We start from the raw sequence: 20,250 nt of genomic DNA on the forward strand, positions 1-20,250 counted from the left end.
ATATTGTATATTGCTAGTGACTTTGAGAAATTCGCTAATGGTTCTTATACGATAGGAATCGCGCCAATATTTTAAAATTGTGATGTTTGACGAGGCAACGCCGAGGAGTTCGCAATTTTAAAATATGTTTTAAGCGATTACTATCGTATTAGAACCATCGAATTTCTATATGGAACAAGCAATATACAATATCCCCCACTCTCTATGGTCTGAATAACCCATATTGGGCAAAGCGTACTATTGTTAACAACCTAAATTTTTATTTAAATTTTGTCTAATTTCTTTGGAGGCCTTGGGCCCATATATTGATAGAAATAGGTTTTAAGCATTCCGTTGTATATTTTGCGGTTTTTGTCTGCTTTTCTGCCAATGTATTTTTGAGCATCCTCATAGCTGGTTATGATAAAATAGGACCAGGAATCCAATCCGTTAAATGCTTGTCCAATTTCTTTGTACAGTGAAGGTAATGCTGCTTTTTCTTCTAAACGTTCTCCATAAGGAGGGTTGGTTATGATAAAACCATATTTTTTACTGTGGCTTAAATCCTTTACCGGTCTTTGCTGAAAATGAATGTACTGGTCCACTTCAGCTAGAGCTGCATTCTGTCGGGCGGCTTTAATGATTTCTCCATCCATATCATAGCCTTGAATTGACATATCAATGTCATGAAGCATAACATCGTTGGCTTCTTCGATTGCCTGATACCAGGCTTTCTTAGGGATTAACTCAGTCCAATTCTCTGATAAGAAGGAACGATTCATTCCCGGCGCAATATTTGCCCCAATCATAGCAGCTTCAATTGGTATAGTACCGCTTCCACAGAAGGGGTCTATTAATATCCGGTCTCTTTTCCATGGGGTAAGCATAATTAAGGCTGCGGCAAGGGTTTCCGTAATAGGTGCCTTACTTGTTAGCTTACGATAGCCACGTCTATGAAGAGATTCACCGGAAGTATCGATTCCGATTGTAATCTCGTCCTTCATAAAGGTAACACGGATAGGGTATTCATTTCCATCCTCCGGAAACCAATCCATTTTATACACTTTTTTCAAGCGTTCTACGATTGCTTTTTTCATAATAGACTGAATATCGGAAGGGCTGAATAATTTACTTTTTATTGAAGTGGCTTTGGCAACCCAGAACTTACCGTTAGGAGGAATATAGTTTTCCCAGGGTATTTCTTTTGTATTTTCAAATAATTCTTCAAAAGTTTCTGCTTTAAACTTGCCCACCTTTAATAATATCCGTTCTGTTGTTCTTAAAAAAATATTTCCACGGCAAAAGGCGGTTTCATCTCCGGCAAAAGTGATCCTGCCGTCTTCCGCCTGCACAATTTCATATCCTAAATCTGTAATTTCTCGTTTTAACACGCTTTCCAGTCCAAAATGGCATGGTGCTATAAATTCATATCGGCTCATCTAAGGTACTCCCATCTGCATGACTCCGCATGCAACTCTTTCTATTCTTGTTATATTTCACATACCAGAAAACAATTTTCATGTCCTTCAGCAATTTTTAAAAATTAATTAAAATATTTAATTTAGTATATCAAAAATTATCTGCATTGTAAATTAATACCCTTATTATTTCTCTAATTTTCCCCTATAGGCATTTATGCCACCATATATATTCATAACCCAAAAACCTTCTTTTGATAGATCTCTTGCTAAAGCAAGGCTGATGCTGCCTCTATGACAGTATAAAATAATAAGATAATTTTTAGATAATAGACCTTTTTTATATTCAAATTCCTCATAAGGAATATTAATTGCTGACGGTATATGACCCTGTTGGTATTCTATAGTATCTCTTAAGTCTATAATTATATTATTTTGTCCTATGTATTTTTCAATGTCTGATGGACGTATGGTTTCAAACATCATATTCTCACCTTCATTTCTATAATATAATATTCTGCTATAGTCGATTGGTGCATAGCCAAACAAGTATATGTCAAAGAAAGTCGTCTCCGCTGGAAAAAAATAAGTCCCCATGTGTGAGGACTTATTTCTTATAAAAACAAATAATTATTCCATTTCGTTACGAGCACTTCTTGTATTGCTTTGAGTTCTATTATTTGCACTTTGTGTTCTATTATTTGCGCTTTGTGTATTTAAGCTAGTAGAACGGTTATTTGTATTTTGTGTTCTGCTTTGTGTCTGTGCACTGCGTGTGTTGTTTTGAGTATTCTGGGTATTTGCACTTTTAGCTCTGTCATTTGCCATAATAATTTACCTCCTAAAGTATCAATGAATTTGTATTACAGAATATATTATGGGCATAATCAGAGTAAAACATGCATTTATACTGTAACAATTTATGCGAAAATATTAATTTTTTGACAGAAAAAAAACAAAATATAAAATAATACAATACAAGTACATCCTAATTCTGGCAAAACTGGATATAAAACAGAAAGAAAACTACTATATTTAATTATATTGGACAGGATTTCCATAAGAAAACAGAATAAAAAACAACTTTCAAATCAAACTAAACAAATTGAATTGGTTTTTACACAAAAATACCAGCATTTTTTTTTTAAGTTTTCTTATATTTTTATTGCAATCTAGATATTTCTGTATTATAATATAGTTGTGTTAACGAGTTGTCTCTTCAGACTCTTGTTACGCACTATATAACCCCTTATTAATTATTTATACTCCCCTCATCGAAACGACCGCTTGGCTCCCCCTCGCGGTCGTTTTACTTTTGTGATTTTTTACTTGTGAAATTTATATAAAAGAGACTATTAATACATGGCTAGTCATATTGATAGTCTCTTCCATATTCTACTTCTTCTTAAACATACCATTAACCAGTATATCAACAACTTGGTCTACTACTTTGTCAAAATCCATGTTTTCTTCATCAAACATAACATATTTCAAACCAATGAAGTTAGATACACCCATTAAAAAATAACTCACTACAATAGGATCATAGTCTTCCACTTCACCCTTTTCTTGTGCTTCTATAATACCGCTTGCATAACGAGCTGCAAAATTATCATAGTAATCAATAAACAAGTTCTTATCAATATATAGTGATTCCCATATAATGTTATATGCATGTTTATTTTCTCTGGTGAATTTCAAGAAGGTTCTAAGACCTACCCTTTCCTTTTCAATTCTATTTTCTACCCCTGCAGTTGCGTCCCTGATTTCCTTACGAATCAGATGGCTATACCGAAGCAGCAGATATTTATAAAGAAGGTATTTATCTTTAAAATAAATATAAAAAGTTCCCAATCCAATTCCTGACAGATTGGTAATGTCCACTATTGAAGTATTATTATAGCCTTTTTGATAAAAAAGAGTTTCTGCTGCCAGACAAATCTTCTCAAGGGTAGCTAACCCTCTTTTTGTTTTGGGCATTTTTACAATTTCATCTATTTCTGTGTTTCTATCTTCCATTGCTTTCTTCTTCCATTCAGATAAGGTACTTTTAGGTATACCTGTTTCTTTAGAAATACTGGAAATAGATTCATTATTAGGTGGTAACATTCTTGTTATTAAACCATACTTCAATTCTTTATGATACGATGCCATAAATTAAATCTCCCTTTCTAATGGTAGATTAATATTATTTTTTTCCTCATGACGTTTCCTACCACGGGGAGGTAACATTTATGAAGCCATTCTCTATTGTAGCAATTATGGACTCATAGTAATAATGACAGACTTCTTATATCATTCTAATACACGAATAGAAAATAGTCAAAGGCAAATACAGTTGTATTATCATATTGTAAATTCTGTCTGTTCAAGATTAATATATCCTAATACAAGACTGGCGAAAACAACAGGTCTTTCGTACATGGAAGCATGCCCCGTATTTGGCAGCATAACTAACTGGGAACCTTTGATAAGTTCATTCAGTTGTTTTTGCTCTGACATAGGTGTGATATAGTCATTTTCACAGCATACAATTAAGGTTGGCACATGAATGGAAGGCAATTTGTCAACTACATCATGCTGCTCTGCACTTTCTGTAAGTCTTATCATAGAATCCATAAATGGCTTTTGATTAAATACATTCTCCGTTAAGAATTTCTTTCTTTTATCCATCCATTCACTCTTCTCGGTATAAAACTGGGGTGAATAAATTACTGGAATAGTTGTGCAATAATAATCCAATGGGTCAGAAGCACTTCTATTCCAACCGGTTCCTATGTCCCTAAGCCATGGAGATGTTTTGGCAGTGGTATTGAAAAGAACTAACTTTTCAATATATTGCTGATATTTCACTGCGAATTCCAGTGCCACTTCTCCGCCATAAGAAATGCCCACAACGTTTATTCTATTAATATTTAATTCATCCAACAAGGTTTTTAAAACCTCTACTTGCTCCTCCTGTGTATAAGAGGCATCCTCCATTTTATCTGTTCTTCCCTGATCAAGGAAATCAACCAGTATAAGCTGATTGCTCTTTGAAAATGCATCTATAAAGACTTTCCAGCTTAATGTGGACATCATAATTCCATTAAGGAGAACTAAAGGTCTACCTTTTCCATGAGTCTCATAATACACTTTTTTCCCTTTATAATCTATATAAGACAATTGTCTTCCTCCTTTTCTTTTTCTGTAAATACTCTCCACCCAGTATACAAAGCTTTCATTAAGTAATAATCCAACTAAACTTACTTTTCATGTATTAAACCAACCTCAAGGGCCTGCCGTCTCAACGTATCTCTAAATTTAGGATGAGCAATTGCAATTAATCTTTCAACTCTTTCCCTGGTATTTGTTCCTCTTAAGGAGGCTGCACCATATTCCGTAACTACATAATCTACATCATTTCTTGATAGACTGACAATGGCGCCCTGCTTTAACATCGGAACAATTTTTGATATTTCTTCTTTTTCACCGGTTTCCGGATTCCTAACCATAGCGGTGGAATACAAAGCAATGAAGGAGCGGCCATTCTTAGCCTTTTGAGCACCGATCGCCGTATCTGCCTGTCCGCCGGTACCACTCCACTGCACCGGTCCAATGGATTCAGAACAGCATTGTCCTGTTAAATCAACCTCTATCGTTGTATTAATAGAAACCATATTATCTACCTTGGCAATGGTATCGGGATCATTTACATAATGTCCGTCCATTACAAGTACAGAAGGGTTATCATGCATGAAATCATATAGTTTTTGATTGCCCAGAGCAAATGTGCATACTATTTTACCTTTATGCAATGTTTTTTTGCTTCCATTAATAACACCTAAATTAACTAAATCCACCATACCGGAAGTCATCATTTCCGTATGAACACCAAGATCTTTTTTATCTTTTAAAGAAGCGGCTACTGCATTGGGAATACCTCCAATACCTAATTGAATACAGTCTCCGTCATTGATCATGTCCGCTATGTATTTACCAATAACAAAGTCTTTTTCACTGGAATCTACATCTGGTAATGTTGGAACTGGATAATCTGCCTCTACCAAGTAATCAATTTCAGAATAATGAATCTCTACATCTCCAAAAGTTCTTGGATAGTTTGGATTAATTTCAAGAATTACCATATCTGCCTCATCAATCATACGTCTCTCATAAGTATTGCTGCATGACAAAGAGATAAACCCGTGTTTATCCGGCGGTGTTGCACTGCCCACATAAATATTGGGTTTTACATGGGCAAGTCTTTTTTTTCCTGCCAAATGTAAATGATTTGGGATAAAAGCGATGTTTCCGTTTTTAAATGCTTTTCTCAAAAGAGGTGAGAAAAACCATCCATCTATATTAAAGGATTCCTTGTATTCTTCATTTAAAAATTTTCCTGAGCACATAGATAAACAATTGGTTATGGTCACGTTCTTAACACGGTCTGCTATTGTATGAATATTTTCCATAAAAAGCTGTGCCTCAGCAGCTCCTAATCCCGTTACGATTATATCATTGGATTTAACAAGATTTAACGCTTCATTAAGTGAAATTACTTTTTTCTTATAATCCATAATTTTCCCCTTTTCTTCATTACGCATCTTATGCTGTGATGCTATTATTCATCGTCATTTGTTTAAAACGTAATTGTTAAAACTTATCAACGTTATAATATCTATTTATAAATGCAATTTTTATTTCAATTTTTCTCTTTTTGAAAAAAGGGAATGGACCGTAGTCCAGTCCCTTTTCAATAGGTTTTTTCTTATATAAATAATTTATTTTACTCTATCCAGAATTACAGTTAAGTCTTCTACTGGTTTTACATTCTCCCAAGCTAAACCATCATTAGAAACTTTTAATAATGACATAGATTGAGTTCCAAGTCTTTGGCCATTTGCATAATTTAAAGTACCGCCCATAGGAATCTTAAATTCTGCTGATTCCATACCTGCAATATAATTTTCCCAGTTAAGAGCGCCTTCTGTTCTCTTAAGACCTTCAACAAAGAAATGTCCTGCAATCCATCCTGCCATAGAGAATGCATTTCCGGCATAATCCGGCTGACCGTAGTCTGTCATACCCAGTACAAATAAATCAACAGATTCTGTGTCGGTTAAATCTACCCACGCGTTTGAGTAAATAGGGAATTTTTCAGTTAATGCTGCATAATCGTTAGCAAAGTTAGCGATAGTAGTAGCATCTGCATTAGAATATGTAGTAAATACTGGCTTACTCACACCTTGTGCAATAAGACCTTTAATAATAGTAGGTAATGTAGCCTGAATAGAAGCTGCAACAATTATATCTACATTTTCATCTTTCATCTTAAGAACTGCTGAAGATACGTCAGTGGCACCCGGATTGATTTGTTCTTTTACTACAGTATAATCACCACCAAGTTTTGAAACCTGATTTTCAACTCCGGATAAAAGATCTTTTCCTGCATCATCATTAGTATAGATAACGCCTATTTTCTTAGCCTGATGTTCTTCAATTGCTCTGGCAACCATAAGTCTGCCTTCTGTTACATATATCGGTTGAACCGGAAATAATCCTTGACCTTTTTCTGCACTGGTTGCATCTTCATTATAAAGTGCTGCAATACCTGCTGCAAAATAAACAGTTGGAATACCAGTTTCTTTTAATATTTCAAGTGTAGCACCAATTGTGGGAGTACCAAAATGTCCAACAATAGCAAATACCTTTTCATCATTGATTAATGTTTCTGTTGCTGCCTTGCCTTTTACCGGATCAAACTCGTCATCAATATGAACGAATTCTAATTTTCTGCCCTGAACACCGCCAGCATCATTTATCATTTTAAAATAAGCTTCAATACCTGCATTAAAGGGAACACCTACTGCTGCTAAGGCACCGGAGGTAGCTGCTGCGTTACCTACTTTAATGGTTGTATCCGTAACACCCTGAGAAACTTTTTCTGATTTTTCCGGTGCCTTTTTTGGCTCTTCTGTCTTGCCAGTTTCTTTATTCTCTTCTACTTTTCCCTTGGAATCGGTGTTGGTTTCTTCTGCTTTTTTACCGCAAGCTGTGAAAGCGGAAAGAACCATAACTAGAACTAATAACATGGATACTAATTTTTTAATTTTCATATTAACCTCTATTCCGGCGCTTTAGCGCCTTTTAATATTAAAGCGATTTGTGCTACACAAATTGCCGGTTGAAATTTTTTCAACCTAACCTCTATTCTGGCGCTTTAGCGCCTTTTTAATTTCACTGTTATTTTGTGATTCTATCTATGATTACATTTAAATCTTCAATTGGTTTTACAGTTTCCCACCCCAGAGCGTCTTCTGTGACCTGTGATACGGACATGGATTGTGTACCAAGTCTTTGACCGTCTGCAAAATTCAAGATACCTCCTAATGGATTCTGAAATTTATCCTTTTCCATAGTATCCATGAACTTTTCCCAGGTATAATCACCTTCACATCTTCTAAGGCCTTCCACAAAGATATTCGCTGCTATCCATCCGGTCATTGCATGTACATTGTCGACATATTCCGGAGTGCCAAATTCTGTAATGGCATCTTGGAATTCTTTTACTTCTGCTTCTTTATTACGGTCTACCCAGGTTAAAGCATAAACAGGGAATTTTTCTGTTAACTTAGAATAGTCTGCTGCGAAGTTAGAGATTGTAACAGGGTCCGCATTAACATATGATGTGTATACGGGCTTACTTACACCTTGAGCAATAAGGCCTTTAATAATAGTTGGATAGGTTGCCTGAATGGCTGCCGCAACCACTGCATCCACGTTCTCTTCTTTTAGCTTTAATGCCGCAGAACTAACATCAGTAGCATCCGGATTGATCTGTTCCTTTACTACGGTATATTCACTCCCAAGTTTAGCAATCTGATTTTCCACACCTTCTAAAATGTCTTTTCCTGCATCATCGTTTGTATAAATTACACCGATTTTCTTAGCCTGGTGCATTTCGATTGCTCTGGCAACCATAAGTCTACCTTCTGTTATGTAAATAGGCTGAATTGGAAATAAGCCTTTTCCTTTTTCCGCAGAAGTTGCCTCTTCATTATAAAGAGCACCGATTCCGGTTGCAAAGTGTACTGTGGGTATGCCGGATTCTTTTAGTAAATCCAGTGTTGCTCCTACCGTTGGAGTACCAAAATGTCCGAGAATTGCAAATACCTTATCATCGTTAATTAAACTTTCTGTCATTGCTTTACCCTTTACCGGGTCAAATTCATCATCATAATGTACAAATTGAATTTTTTTGCCATCGATTCCACCTTCGCTATTTACCTTCTCTAAATAGGCTTGAATACCTGAATTAAATGGTGTACCGATTGCTGCATATTTGCCTGAAGTTGCTGCAGCATTACCTACTTTAATGACTGTTTCGGCAACACCTTGTGCCGCTTTACCTTTCTTACCGCATCCGGTCAGAGCTAAAACGAGCATAGAAAGTACTAAAACTAGTGATAAAGCCTTTTTCATAAAACTGTAAATCCCCCTTTACGTTTTTATTTTTTGCCTCCCAGATATGCTTCAATCAGCTGAGGATTATTACTTAATTCCTCTGCACTGCCCTCCATTGTAATCTTGCCAACTTCAAGTACATAAGCATAATCTGCGATTTTCAAAGTTTGAAGAGCATTTTGCTCTACAATTAACACTGTGGTTCCGTCCTCTCTAATTTCTTTAATGATTTCAAAAATACTTTTTACTATTAAAGGTGCAAGTCCCAAAGATGGTTCATCTAATAATAAAAGCTTCGGACTTCCCATTAGTGCCCTTCCAATTGCAAGCATTTGCTGCTCGCCCCCTGAGAGTGTAGATGCTATTTGATTCTTACGTTCTTTTAGTACGGGGAAATAATGATACACTCTCTCAAAATTATTTTGTATTGTTTTTTTACTTTTTACGGTATAGGCTCCTGTCATTAAATTCTCTTCCACAGTAAGATCTCTAAATACCTGTCTTCCTTCCGGAGATTGTATAATACCAAGTTTAGCAATTTTATTGGATTGCATTTTAGTAATATCGTGACCAAGAAACTCCAGTGTTCCACCGGAAGCTTCCAACACGCCGGATATCTTTCTTAAAGTAGTGGTTTTACCAGCACCGTTGGATCCTAATATCGCAACGATTTCTCCCTGTTTAACATTCATATCAATGCCTTTTAAGGCCTCGATACTGCCATAATTTACTTTAAGGCCTTTGATACTTAATGCGGCACCTGACATTATTCATCCCCCTTTCCCAGATAAGCTGCCTGTACTCCCTCGTTTGCCTGTATCTCGCCAGGTGTTCCTATAGCCAGCAGCTTTCCAAAGGAAATAGCACAAATTCTGTCACAAAGGTCCGTAACAAACCTCATATCATGTTCTACTAAAAGTATGGAACAATTAAATTTATCTTTAATTTCTCTTACCATCTCAATAAGTGCTAATGTTTCGGAGTCATTTAAACCGGCGGCAGGTTCATCAAGGATGATTAATTTAGGCTCACACATAAGAGTACGTGCCAGTTCTATTTTTTTAAGTACACCATATGGCTGGCCAGCTACAAGCTGATCTTTTATGTGATACAATCCCATATGGTTCAGTACTTCTTCTGCCTTCTCTCTATACTTTGCTTCTTCCTTTCTTGCTTTGGGAAGTTTAAGTATTTGGCTGATAAGTGAGGCCTGAAACTCAATGTGGGATCCTACAAGAACATTATCCACCAGAGACAATTCTTTCACTAATTCCACATTTTGAAAGGTTCTCACAAGACCTTTTTTAATAATCTCATGTGGTTTTTTACCAACTAAATCTTCCACCTGATTTTTATTATCTCTGAATAATACAGTTCCCCTATCCGGTTTATAAAACTGTGTAATACAGTTAAACACTGTGGTTTTCCCTGCACCATTTGGTCCTATTAATCCGAAAATCTCTTTTTCTTTAATATCAAAGGATAGTGAATCTACCGCTTTTAATCCGCCAAAGGCTATAGAAAGGTCTTCTATTTTTAGAATGGTATCTTTACCAATGGTGTTTTTACCGATAGTATCCTTACCATTAATCTCGTTACTGTTTAATGCCATACGATTCACTCACCCTTTCTCTTTCCTGCAAAAAGTTTTCTCTTAATATCGTTCCATAAATGTACAAGTCCCATTGGATAGAATAGTATGATTATGATAATCAATAAACCATTAAAGATATAAGCCATACCATCTATTTCACCAATGATTGGCAGCTTTTTAAGAATGAGATCCGGTACACCAAATACAACAAAGGAGCCAACTATTGTTCCAGGTATGGACCTTATGCCGCCAATGATAATTACTGCTAAAATATTCAGTGAGAATGCCAATGTCCATGTATTTGGATATGTATATTTAACAAAATGCATATACATAACACCGCCTAAAGCTGCATATCCAACCGCTACTGCAAATGCAAGAAGCCTGTACCGATAGATATTAATTCCCATTGCCTGTGCTGCTGCTTCACTGCCCCTCATGGTTGAGAGAGCCCTTCCAGTATAACTGTTTACAAAGTTATGGGTAATGAGCATAACCAAAACTAAAACTACTACAACTAATACATAAGTTAAATTTCTATCCAGTTGAAAGAATCCTAAAAGCTTTGGATAACCGGCACTTTTTCCTGAAAATCCATTGGTTACGAATTCAAACTCAACAAACACTTTACGAAGAATTTCTGATATGGCAAGTGTTGCAATAGCCAAATAATAACCTTCAATTCTTAAAGAAATTAGTCCGGTAATCACTCCAATTACCATTGGAATTGCCACAGAGATAATTAAAGAAATCTCAAAGGGTAACTTTAAGTCTGCTGTAAAATAAGCTGCCAAATATGTACCAAGTCCCATAAACCCTGCTGTACCTAAGGATACTAATCCGGAATATCCAACCAGTAAATTTAACCCTAAAGATACGATGGAATATATTAGTATACTTGCGATAATAGTTATGTAGGAATATTGCACAATTCCAAACTCCACCAGTACAGGAAGTAATAAAAGTACGATTCCAAAGAGTATATAATTTCTTCCTGGATTGCTCTTTTTCATTTTTGCAATCGGTTGTTTTTCTCTCTTTTCCAAAGTCTATTCCTCCTATACTTTTTTAACGATTTTCTTACCAAATAAACCATTTGGCTTAAAAAGTATGACTGCCAGTATTAATAAATAAAGTATGGAATCACTCCAAATTGATGATATATAAAAGGAAATCAAGTTACTTGCGATACCTATTAAATATGCTGCAACAACGGGTCCGTAGAAAGTTTGAAAACCTCCTAAAACACATGATAACAACGCAATTACCTGCACACCATCCATCATGGAAAGATTAACACTCGTAGTCGGAGCAAGCATTAAGGCTGCTAATGTTCCCAGGGCTGCTGCAATAGCCCATGATCCCATTGTAATTAAGGGTGTAGGAATGCCCATCATTCTTGCAACGATATCATTTGATGATGTTGCTCTTACAGATAACCCCCACTTACTCTTTTGAAGCATAAAGAATAATACAAGCATAATTACAAATCCAACTATAATGTTAACAATTGCATTATAGGAAATAGTTGCATCTGCTATTTTATGACTTCCATAGATAAACCTTGGATACTGAAGTGGATCCGTACCAAATATCATTGGTGCAACTCCAAGAAATATCATAATAAGACCTAAGGTTATAATCTGCTTTGATACCGGATGTACCTTAATCGCTTTTGATATTACAATCCTATCCACAAGTACGCCTACAACAAATGCGCTTAACATTCCAAGTATTGCTACTAACCATGCTGGAAGTCCTGTACCGATTATTATGTAAGTTGCCACAAATGCATTAAACATACTGATAGTACCCTGTGCATAGTTTGTAGTATTGGATGTCCTAAATATAAGTATAATACCCAATGCAGCCAGTGCATAAATTCCACCGGTCTCTAAGCTGTTCAATAGTATTTGAATTAATATGCTCATTTAAACACCCCATTTAATTACGTTGGCAGCCCACACATAGCCGATACCGGCTGCAATCATTGCCACTACAGAGCTATCTTTCACTTTTCCTTGTTGTAATGCAAGATGTAAGGATAATATTTGGTCAATCTGTCCAATATGTCCGTAATCTTCTAAATAAACACTCTGATCCTCTCTTAGATTCAAAGTATTTAACATTTCCATATGACCGGAACGTTTAATATGTAAAATTGCCAGATAATCCAGCTGGCTCTTGGAAAGTCCAGCCTCTTCAAAAGCTACGTCAATACATTTATACCAGTTTGGCATAGATACTTCATTCAATCTATTCTTCATTCCTACGGGATCCATTAATCTTAAGGATTTAAATGCTTCTTCGTAATTATCCTTTGTAATTGGATTATTGATTCCGCCAAGTTCAACGCCTGCTGCTCTTGCCAAAGAGCCATCTGCTATAATATGGGAGCCTAACAAAAGATTCCTGCCATAATTCTTTTTCAGGAGAATAGCCCCTCCGCCGGCGCCAAGGTTATACATCATAGACATATTCTTATCTGTATAATCTACAAAATCTCCGTTACGGTAACCGCCTACAACCATTACGGTATGAATTTTATCATCTGCTACCAGCATATCTCTTGCAATTTTCATTGCACCAATTGTTGTACAGCATCTGTTCTGCACATCAATACCCCATGCATTTACTGCACCGATCTGTCCTATAATATACAAAGCTGATGTGGTTAGAGGATACTCCTTCCATTCTTCACCGATACAGAGTACAACATCAATTTCTTCCGGCTTTACACCTGTATTCTTTAAACAATCAAGAGCAGCTTTTACACCCATTTCCTGAGTTCCGTCATTCTGACCGGGGATGATTTTTTTCTTTACACCAAGTTTACTAATAACCGCCTCTTCGGACCATACACCATTGGTTGCCTCTGAAATCTCCTTAGCAGTCATATAATTATCTGGTAAATAAATACCAGTACCTACAATACCAACATTCACTGACATGTTTTTGTCCTTCCCTTTTATAATGTGATATGTTCCAAATGGACCATTATAATCTCATACCGCCATTTACGCTTAATACGTGTCCGGTTATATAAGAGGCCTCATCAGATGCAAGGAATAATGCAGGATATGCAATCTCTTCCGGTTGTCCTAATCTTCCAAGCATAGTCTGCTTTGCGAATCCATCCAGAAGATCCTGAGGAACAGTTTTTAAAATATCTGTCATTGTATATCCTGGAGCAATGGCATTTACCCTTACATTTCCACCTTTTAATGCAAATTCTTTTGCCCAGGTTTTTGTTAAACCAATAACACCGGCTTTTGTTGCCGCGTAGTTAGCCTGACCAATGTTACCGAATTCGCCAACAACGGAGGAAATGTTAATAATGGAACCGCCCCCCTGTGACTGCATTTGAGGTCCTACATATCTTGTCAGATTAAATACCCCTTTTAAATTAACATCAAGAACTAAATTCCATTGATCATCTGTCATTTTTCTTGTTAAAGAGTCTCTTGTAATACCGGCATTGTTAACTAAAATATCTATTTTCCCGTACTTCTCTATTACATAATCAAAGAATACTTTGCAATCTTCCCCATTGGCAACATTTAATTTATAACCTTCCACATTAGGATTGCTATAACCTAAATCCCCCATATCAGCAGCTATAACCTTTGCACCTTCTTTTGCAAATAACTCAGCCATAGCTTGGCCTAAACCTCTGGCACCGCCAGTTACAATTGCCACCTTATTCTCTAATCTCATCTTATATATCCTCCTTTAAAATGTTATATTCTCTTCAAGATTACAGCCGTCCCCATTCCACCACCGATACAAAGGGAAGCTAAACCTAATTGTTCTTTCTTCATTTCATGTAGTAATGTAACCATAATTCTGTTGCCGCTTGCCCCAACCGGATGTCCAAGAGCGATTGCACCACCATTTGGATTGGTTTTATTAAGTATCTCTTGTTCTGACATTCCATGTTCTAAAGATAATTCATGTACCACACCAAGGGATTGTGCTGCAAAGGCTTCATTTAACTCTAATACATCTATATCTTTCAGACTTAGGTTTGCATCTTTTAATGCATGTCTTATAGCTGGAGTAGGTCCCAGTCCCATAACTTTCGGATCCACACCACCCTGTCCGATCCCAATAATTTCTGCTATTGGAGTAAGATTGTATTTCTCTAATGCCTCTTCGCTGGCAATAAGCATCATACTTCCTCCGTCATTTATTCCTGAAGCATTACCGGCTGTTACACTTCCATCTTTTTTAAATGCAGGTCTTAATTTACCGAGTTTCTCAAGATTTGTTTTTCTGTTTGGATATTCATCCGTATCAAAAGCTACTTCTTCCTTACCGATTTTTACGGTGACAGGAACAATTTCCTCTTTAAATCTTCCTTCATCAATGGCTTCGATGGCTTTTCTTTGTGACTCTGCTGCAAATGCATCCTGCTTCTCTCTTGTTATTCCGTACTTTTCTGCAATATTCTCTGCTGTAATTCCCATATGTATATCATCAAATGCATCGGTTAGGGCGTCATGGATCATATGATCAATTACTTTAAAATCTCCCATCTTATGACCAGTTCTTGTATCAGCAGGCAGAAGATAAGGAGAACCACTCATAGATTCTACACCGCCGGCAATAACAAGATTACTGTATCCTGCCCGGATAGAGGTTAATGCATTCATAACTGCTTTCATTCCGCTGCCGCAGGCTATATTAAGACTATAAGCCGGTACTTCCATAGGTACACCGCCTTTTAATGCTACTTGTCTGGCTACGCCCTGACCTTGCCCTGCCGGAAGAATGTTTCCGACTATAACTTCATCAATATCAGCAGGATTAATTTTTGTCTCTGTAATAATATTTTTTACTAATACGGCACCTAAATCAGATGCTGAAGTATTTTTCAAACTTCCTAGAAAGCTTCCAATGGGTGTTCTTTTTGCACTTACTATAAATACTCTTTTCACTTTGTAACTTCCCTCCTGTGCTATCACTATGATAATTGGTTTTGAACTACTTAATACAGCTTACATTCCTAATTAACTTCAAGCTGCAAAGCAATTGTGAATATATGAGATATGAATCACCTTTCATGTTTATATGGATATAATAATATATGTTATTCCAATTGTCAATATGCACATTTTAAACAATTATTGTCTATACTTTTTGTGTATATTTTAATCCTATTTTTGTTGATTATTTTATTGTTTTGTGATATTGCTTATTTGATGCAATAATAAAGCCATGTCATTTATTAATAAATAATATGGCTATTCTGAGTTTTTTACAGCAAATGTCTAATATTTGTACACTATTGCCCTATATTTGTCCGAAAAAATTGGACAGTTTAATTAGAAATAAAGATGTCCCATTTATTCCAATTTCCTTGTTGACAACGAGCCTCTAACTCTTAGAGACCCAATTAGATGCCCAGATGCCAATAAATACAGTGAACAGCCATCTGGAGCAATAAGCATATCTAAAGATTTACTCATTATCCCAAGTTTTCTCGGCATAAATGAGACATTTTCAAATGTGGTAAGTCGGAATATTTTCAATTACTGTTCACAGAATTTTTCTTCTTTTTTCTATTATTTGACTTTTATAATTACCTTTGATATAATATAAAAAATGAATGGAAGGAGGTATAAAAATGAATATCAAATATACTTTAGATTTTTTGAATACTAATAATATTTTGTATCATGCTGTACTTATATCTCCGTGTCAAGGTGTTACTCCATAACATACTATTTATGCTGGGGAAAGGTGTAGGCAGATGATGCCTATGCCTTTTTTTATTTATCTGCATCTTGAAGCGCGGAATATAGAAATAATACTAATCTCATAATAAAACCTTACTAAAAAATACTCACAAAGAGCTCTAAATTCAAGCTCTTTGTAAGATTTTCTAGAACTTTTATAATCGAGATAAGTATAGAAAAGCAAGGAGAAAGGGGTATTTATGAATTCCAATAGCAAAAATTTTTCATCCAGAATTGATGAGATTGCTCAAAAATGGGATATTTCCGGCGGCTATGTTGTTTCAAAGAAGGGAGAGATCTTACATAAGAATATATACGGTTATGCAGACAGGGATTTCGGTATTCCGACTGCTAAAGACTGTACCTATTCCTTTCATACTCATAGTGAGCTCTTACTAGGAATTTGTCTCATGAAATTGATAGATAATAAAAAAATAAAATTAACTGATAAACTTTCCTGCTATATCCCGGAATATAAATACGGTAATAAAATCACCATCAAGAATCTTGTAAAGTATAATTCGGGAATACCTGATTTCTTTTATGGCAAATTAATGATCGATTTGAATGAAAGTAAAGAACATATGGAGCTTCCTGTTACAGACAGAACCTATATTGAAACAAAAGCATTGTATACCAATAGAAGCTTTAAACAGGTATTATCCTTAATCGGGGAGCAAGAATTGGATTTTGAGCCTGGTACCAATGAGGATGGCTCTGAAACCAATTGGATCTTCTTAGGTGAAATAATAGAACGAATTACCGGTATGTCTTTATATGAATATGAAAAAAAGCATATATTTGAACCTCTTGGTATGGGCTCTACTATGGGCGGATATCATGCCAATACGGTTTCTTATGTATCTTATCGGACAAAAGAGCTTATTAGAGTTCCGATAGACTATCATGTTGAGGGTATATTTACTACTGACTTTGATGATCTTTGTAAATTATTAAATGGATTGGCAGAGGCTAAATTACTGTCAGATAAAGCATGGAACTCTATGCTAAAATACGATTCTGAAGGAAATGGTATCTGTGTTCAGAATTCCAATGGCATTGCATGTAGTCAAATTGATTTTGCAGGCTATGTATTTATGGTTTATTTTAATCAGCAAAGTGGCCTTTGCTATGGTAATCTCCAAAATGAAGAATTAATATTGTCCAATGAAGGCGGTATATGGAACCATTTTAGAAAAGAAGCACGGGAAGAAATAGAAGGATTGTTCACTTATCCGTCGAATCCAAAAATGGTTCGTATCAATAAGAAGAACCTTTGGAATGCCCTTAACATTAAAGTAGAACCTGAACAAAATGAATATGTCTTAGATGCCAAATCTTCCATCGCCATGTGTTTGGCTTATAAAAATTATCAGGCATTTGCAGAGATGGAAGGGGAACGGGTAATTGGTCTTTTAATCCTTGATATCGACAAGAAAAAGGAACATTACTATATCAGCATTGTTCAGATAGACAAACGTTATCAAAGCAGAGGCTATGGAAAGATTATGATGCAGTGGGCAGTTGAATACTTAAAAGACCAAGGTGCAAAAGAGCTCGAAATTGGTGTAAACCGATTCAACATAGCTGCACAAAGGCTATACAAAAGTGTGGGCTTTGATATAAAAGCTGTATATGAAGATGGTATTACAATGCATGCAGTATTATAGATATCTATAAATTTAAAAAATTAGGACGATTTCTTCAAAAAGAGAAATCGTCCTATATATTTTTCAGATATTCATATTTTATATTACATGCTTTATATTATATATTTATTTATAGCTTTATATTATACGCTTTATATTATACGCTTTATATTACATGTTTTGTATTACATGTCTTGTATTACATGTTTTATATTACATGTTTTATATTATAAGTTTTATATTATAAGTTTTATATTATAAGTTTATATTACATACTTTATATTATATATTATATTTTAAAATTAGATATATTTGATATTTAGATTTCACTGCTCTGATATTCCATGTTCTGCAATATAATTAAGCATGTCTGTTCTTGTAATAATACCAATCAGTTTTCTTCCATTATCTACTACTGGGATGTGATTAATTTTTCCACTCTTCATAATCTTAACTATTTCATGCCAGGAAGCATCCCCGGTAACATCATATAACTTTTTGGTCATAACTTTTTCTACCTCAGTTTTGGATATTAAGTCATATCCACGTTTTGAGGAGCTGATTTTTGAAACATCTGTATAAGGAGATATCCAGTTTGAAGAGCTGATAAGAGGTATTACATGTAAATCACTTGAGAATACAACTATATCTCTCTCTGTTAATATACCAATCAATTTGTTGCTATCATCTACTACCGGCAAACCACTAATTTTGTTCTGAGAAAATATTTTAACAGCCTCCTCCACAGTTGCGTTAGGGCCAATACTTAAAACTTTTGTATTCATAATATCAATTGCTTTTATCATAAATATTCCTCCTTAAGTAATAGTGCTTCTTATCTCTATTCAGTTTTCTTTAAGTAAATTATACCAATTGCCAGGTAATAAGTAAAGAAAAGAATATAAGAACCATTATTATTTAAAGAAGGAATTGAAACAAATCATCACTATTTATATCAATAATTTCATTCGTTACTTCATTGCCTCTTTAATAATTCTATATACTATATATATAAATAAAAGCGGTATCGCAACGGTAAACAAAATATTTAGTAGAACTCCACCTACAAAAATCAGTACAATAACTAATAAAACAATAATTGCAATAATTAAAGCCTTTTGTATCCAAGTTAGAGAGGTATTTACATGAAAGCTAAAATTTCGGCCACTGGAACCCTTACTCTTATTATAATTGCCATCATAATTATAATCATCTTTATAACCTTCATACTTATTATTATAAGCACCCTCCGTATCATAAAAGCCTTTGTTCCTATTTGCATTATGAAACATTGAATCATGTGATAATTGATAAGTATCAATAATTGTTTTAGCAATTAATCTGGGATCACCAAGCTGATTAACAACTTCTTCTTCTGAAGTTTTATAGCCCTCTGTTCGTATATATTCTTCATAATATTTCATATTACTTTCTATTTCCAGGTCTGGAATTTCTCCTGATAATGCAGCCCTTAATAATTCTAAAAATTCGTTTTTTGACATTTTTAACTCCTATTCTTTGAATTACCTAACAATAAAAGATGCCCAAAGTACACATTAATAATCTATTTTAATTCATTTCTGAGTATTAATTGGGTACGAGGGTTCTTCTCTTGTAATTAGATGCAATTTTTAAGATCAACAAATAAAGTAAATATAAACAAGAATATTATAGCATACTTACTTAGTCTTAAAATTAAGAAATATTCTAACATATGTTATTATTTGAGTAAATAGATGAAATATTAAAGTTTCATTAATTTGCATAAAGATTTATATAACAAAAAAAGCTTAAATACAAACTGCATTCAAGCCTTTACCCAAACATTTTTGTGCATAAATGAACACGACCGTGCATAAACACACATAAACGTGCGTTAGAAGATTCGAACTCCCGACCTTCTGGTCCGTAGCCAGACGCTCTATCCAGCTGAGCTAAACGCACATGTATAACAATTTAATTGTTATTGATAAAACCAAATGCCGGCGACCGGAATCGAACCGGTACGGGAGATTAGTCCCGCAGGATTTTAAGTCCTGTGCGTCTGCCTGTTCCGCCACGCCGGCATTCTTAGAACTTTAAAAGTTCAATGGGACCTACAGGGCTCGAACCTGTGACCCTCTGCTTGTAAGGCAGATGCTCTCCCAGCTGAGCTAAGATCCCATGGGAATATAAATATTATTGTCATTCTTTATCTCTAAAGAAACGACCCAGAAGGGACTCGAACCCTCGACCTCCGCCGTGACAGGGCGGCGCTCTAACCAACTGAGCCACTAGGCCATATTAAATAAAGTGGACCTTCAGGGACTTGAACCCCGGACCGACCGGTTATGAGCCGGTTGCTCTAACCAACTGAGCTAAAGGTCCAAAAGCCGACGATCGGACTTGAACCGATAACCTGCTGATTACAAGTCAGCTGCTCT

Annotated in this window: 18 protein-coding genes and 5 tRNA genes; 1 reads left to right on the top strand and 22 read right to left on the bottom strand. The window is 35.4% G+C overall.

What is annotated here, in order from left to right; translation table 11 throughout:
- Positions 1–263: 263 nt before the first annotated feature.
- The 15 genes from RT261_RS20280 to RT261_RS20350 all read right to left on the bottom strand — a co-directional run bounded on the left by RT261_RS20280 (position 264) and on the right by RT261_RS20350 (position 15,377).
- Positions 264–1,418: a THUMP domain-containing class I SAM-dependent RNA methyltransferase gene (locus RT261_RS20280; protein WP_313134967.1), complete on the bottom strand. Its 1,155-nt coding sequence runs from the start codon at positions 1,416–1,418 to the stop codon at positions 264–266.
- Positions 1,419–1,583: 165 nt separating this feature from the next.
- Entirely contained in the window at positions 1,584–1,946 is a 363-nt protein-coding gene (locus RT261_RS20285) for a rhodanese-like domain-containing protein (RefSeq protein WP_313134968.1), read from the bottom strand.
- Between the two features lie 81 nt (positions 1,947–2,027).
- Positions 2,028–2,225, bottom strand: coding sequence for a hypothetical protein (locus RT261_RS20290; protein WP_313134969.1), 198 nt, complete (start codon positions 2,223–2,225; stop codon positions 2,028–2,030).
- Positions 2,226–2,792: 567 nt separating this feature from the next.
- Positions 2,793–3,551, bottom strand: a complete 759-nt coding sequence (locus tag RT261_RS20295) for a TetR/AcrR family transcriptional regulator (RefSeq protein ID WP_313134970.1) — start codon at positions 3,549–3,551, stop codon at positions 2,793–2,795.
- Positions 3,552–3,743: 192 nt separating this feature from the next.
- Entirely contained in the window at positions 3,744–4,562 is an 819-nt protein-coding gene (locus RT261_RS20300) for an alpha/beta fold hydrolase (RefSeq protein ID WP_313134972.1), read from the bottom strand.
- An 80-nt stretch (positions 4,563–4,642) separates the two neighbouring features.
- Positions 4,643–5,956, bottom strand: coding sequence for an acetyl-CoA hydrolase/transferase family protein (locus RT261_RS20305; protein ID WP_313134973.1), 1,314 nt, complete (start codon positions 5,954–5,956; stop codon positions 4,643–4,645).
- Between the two features lie 204 nt (positions 5,957–6,160).
- Positions 6,161–7,495, bottom strand: a complete 1,335-nt coding sequence (locus RT261_RS20310; protein ID WP_313134974.1) for an ABC transporter substrate-binding protein — start codon at positions 7,493–7,495, stop codon at positions 6,161–6,163.
- 127 nt (positions 7,496–7,622) lie between these two features.
- On the bottom strand, positions 7,623–8,861 hold the full coding sequence (locus RT261_RS20315) for an ABC transporter substrate-binding protein (protein ID WP_313134975.1): 1,239 nt from the start codon (positions 8,859–8,861) through the stop codon (positions 7,623–7,625).
- A gap of 26 nt (positions 8,862–8,887) precedes the next feature.
- Positions 8,888–9,610, bottom strand: a complete 723-nt coding sequence (locus RT261_RS20320; RefSeq protein ID WP_313134976.1) for an ABC transporter ATP-binding protein — start codon at positions 9,608–9,610, stop codon at positions 8,888–8,890.
- Positions 9,610–10,455, bottom strand: a complete 846-nt coding sequence (locus tag RT261_RS20325) for an ABC transporter ATP-binding protein (RefSeq protein WP_313134977.1) — start codon at positions 10,453–10,455, stop codon at positions 9,610–9,612. Before RT261_RS20325 ends, RT261_RS20320 begins: the two co-directional genes overlap by 1 nt.
- A 5-nt stretch (positions 10,456–10,460) precedes the next feature.
- A complete protein-coding gene (locus RT261_RS20330) occupies positions 10,461–11,483 on the bottom strand; it encodes a branched-chain amino acid ABC transporter permease (protein WP_313134979.1) in 1,023 nt (340 codons plus the stop codon).
- Positions 11,484–11,495: 12 nt separating this feature from the next.
- The gene (locus RT261_RS20335; protein WP_313134980.1) at positions 11,496–12,368 is read right to left on the bottom strand and encodes a branched-chain amino acid ABC transporter permease; all 873 of its coding nucleotides are present in this window, start codon (positions 12,366–12,368) and stop codon (positions 11,496–11,498) included.
- Positions 12,369–13,388: a 3-oxoacyl-ACP synthase gene (locus tag RT261_RS20340; protein ID WP_313134981.1), complete on the bottom strand. Its 1,020-nt coding sequence runs from the start codon at positions 13,386–13,388 to the stop codon at positions 12,369–12,371.
- Between the two features lie 46 nt (positions 13,389–13,434).
- Positions 13,435–14,154 carry a beta-ketoacyl-ACP reductase gene (locus tag RT261_RS20345; protein ID WP_313134982.1) on the bottom strand — a complete coding sequence of 240 codons (720 nt, stop codon included), beginning with the start codon at positions 14,152–14,154 and terminating at the stop codon, positions 13,435–13,437.
- A 23-nt stretch (positions 14,155–14,177) separates the two neighbouring features.
- The gene (locus tag RT261_RS20350; RefSeq protein WP_313134983.1) at positions 14,178–15,377 is read right to left on the bottom strand and encodes an acetyl-CoA C-acetyltransferase; all 1,200 of its coding nucleotides are present in this window, start codon (positions 15,375–15,377) and stop codon (positions 14,178–14,180) included.
- A gap of 1,001 nt (positions 15,378–16,378) precedes the next feature.
- Between RT261_RS20350 and RT261_RS20355 the strand changes: the two genes are divergently transcribed.
- On the top strand, positions 16,379–17,848 hold the full coding sequence (locus RT261_RS20355) for a GNAT family N-acetyltransferase (RefSeq protein WP_313134984.1): 1,470 nt from the start codon (positions 16,379–16,381) through the stop codon (positions 17,846–17,848).
- Between the two features lie 305 nt (positions 17,849–18,153).
- Here the strand turns inward: RT261_RS20355 and RT261_RS20360 are convergent, their stop codons facing one another.
- The 7 genes from RT261_RS20360 to RT261_RS20390 all read right to left on the bottom strand — a co-directional run bounded on the left by RT261_RS20360 (position 18,154) and on the right by RT261_RS20390 (position 20,194).
- A complete protein-coding gene (locus RT261_RS20360) occupies positions 18,154–18,633 on the bottom strand; it encodes a CBS domain-containing protein (RefSeq protein WP_313134985.1) in 480 nt (159 codons plus the stop codon).
- Between the two features lie 165 nt (positions 18,634–18,798).
- Positions 18,799–19,329: a DUF1700 domain-containing protein gene (locus RT261_RS20365; protein ID WP_313134987.1), complete on the bottom strand. Its 531-nt coding sequence runs from the start codon at positions 19,327–19,329 to the stop codon at positions 18,799–18,801.
- Between the two features lie 368 nt (positions 19,330–19,697).
- Positions 19,698–19,771, bottom strand: a tRNA-Arg gene (locus RT261_RS20370).
- Positions 19,772–19,807: 36 nt separating this feature from the next.
- Positions 19,808–19,893, bottom strand: a tRNA-Leu gene (locus RT261_RS20375).
- A gap of 24 nt (positions 19,894–19,917) precedes the next feature.
- A tRNA-Val gene (locus tag RT261_RS20380) sits at positions 19,918–19,990 on the bottom strand.
- A gap of 43 nt (positions 19,991–20,033) precedes the next feature.
- A tRNA-Asp gene (locus RT261_RS20385) sits at positions 20,034–20,107 on the bottom strand.
- Positions 20,108–20,120: 13 nt separating this feature from the next.
- Positions 20,121–20,194, bottom strand: a tRNA-Ile gene (locus tag RT261_RS20390).
- Positions 20,195–20,250 lie beyond the last annotated feature (56 nt).

The organism is Anaerocolumna sp. (assembly GCF_032079385.1).
In the GTDB taxonomy this organism is placed as follows: Bacteria; Bacillota; Clostridia; order Lachnospirales; family Lachnospiraceae; genus Anaerocolumna.

Coding starts and splice junctions, on each gene's coding strand:
- RT261_RS20280 (WP_313134967.1), bottom strand. CDS start 1,418: ATGAGCCGATATGAATTTATAGCACCATGCCATTTTGGACTGGAAAGC.
- RT261_RS20290 (WP_313134969.1), bottom strand. CDS start 2,225: ATGGCAAATGACAGAGCTAAAAGTGCAAATACCCAGAATACTCAAAAC.
- RT261_RS20295 (WP_313134970.1), bottom strand. CDS start 3,551: ATGGCATCGTATCATAAAGAATTGAAGTATGGTTTAATAACAAGAATG.
- RT261_RS20305 (WP_313134973.1), bottom strand. CDS start 5,956: ATGGATTATAAGAAAAAAGTAATTTCACTTAATGAAGCGTTAAATCTT.
- RT261_RS20310 (WP_313134974.1), bottom strand. CDS start 7,495: ATGAAAATTAAAAAATTAGTATCCATGTTATTAGTTCTAGTTATGGTT.
- RT261_RS20315 (WP_313134975.1), bottom strand. CDS start 8,861: ATGAAAAAGGCTTTATCACTAGTTTTAGTACTTTCTATGCTCGTTTTA.
- RT261_RS20320 (WP_313134976.1), bottom strand. CDS start 9,610: ATGTCAGGTGCCGCATTAAGTATCAAAGGCCTTAAAGTAAATTATGGC.
- RT261_RS20325 (WP_313134977.1), bottom strand. CDS start 10,455: ATGGCATTAAACAGTAACGAGATTAATGGTAAGGATACTATCGGTAAA.
- RT261_RS20335 (WP_313134980.1), bottom strand. CDS start 12,368: ATGAGCATATTAATTCAAATACTATTGAACAGCTTAGAGACCGGTGGA.
- RT261_RS20340 (WP_313134981.1), bottom strand. CDS start 13,388: ATGTCAGTGAATGTTGGTATTGTAGGTACTGGTATTTATTTACCAGAT.
- RT261_RS20345 (WP_313134982.1), bottom strand. CDS start 14,154: ATGAGATTAGAGAATAAGGTGGCAATTGTAACTGGCGGTGCCAGAGGT.
- RT261_RS20355 (WP_313134984.1), top strand. CDS start 16,379: ATGAATTCCAATAGCAAAAATTTTTCATCCAGAATTGATGAGATTGCT.
- RT261_RS20360 (WP_313134985.1), bottom strand. CDS start 18,633: ATGATAAAAGCAATTGATATTATGAATACAAAAGTTTTAAGTATTGGC.
- RT261_RS20365 (WP_313134987.1), bottom strand. CDS start 19,329: ATGTCAAAAAACGAATTTTTAGAATTATTAAGGGCTGCATTATCAGGA.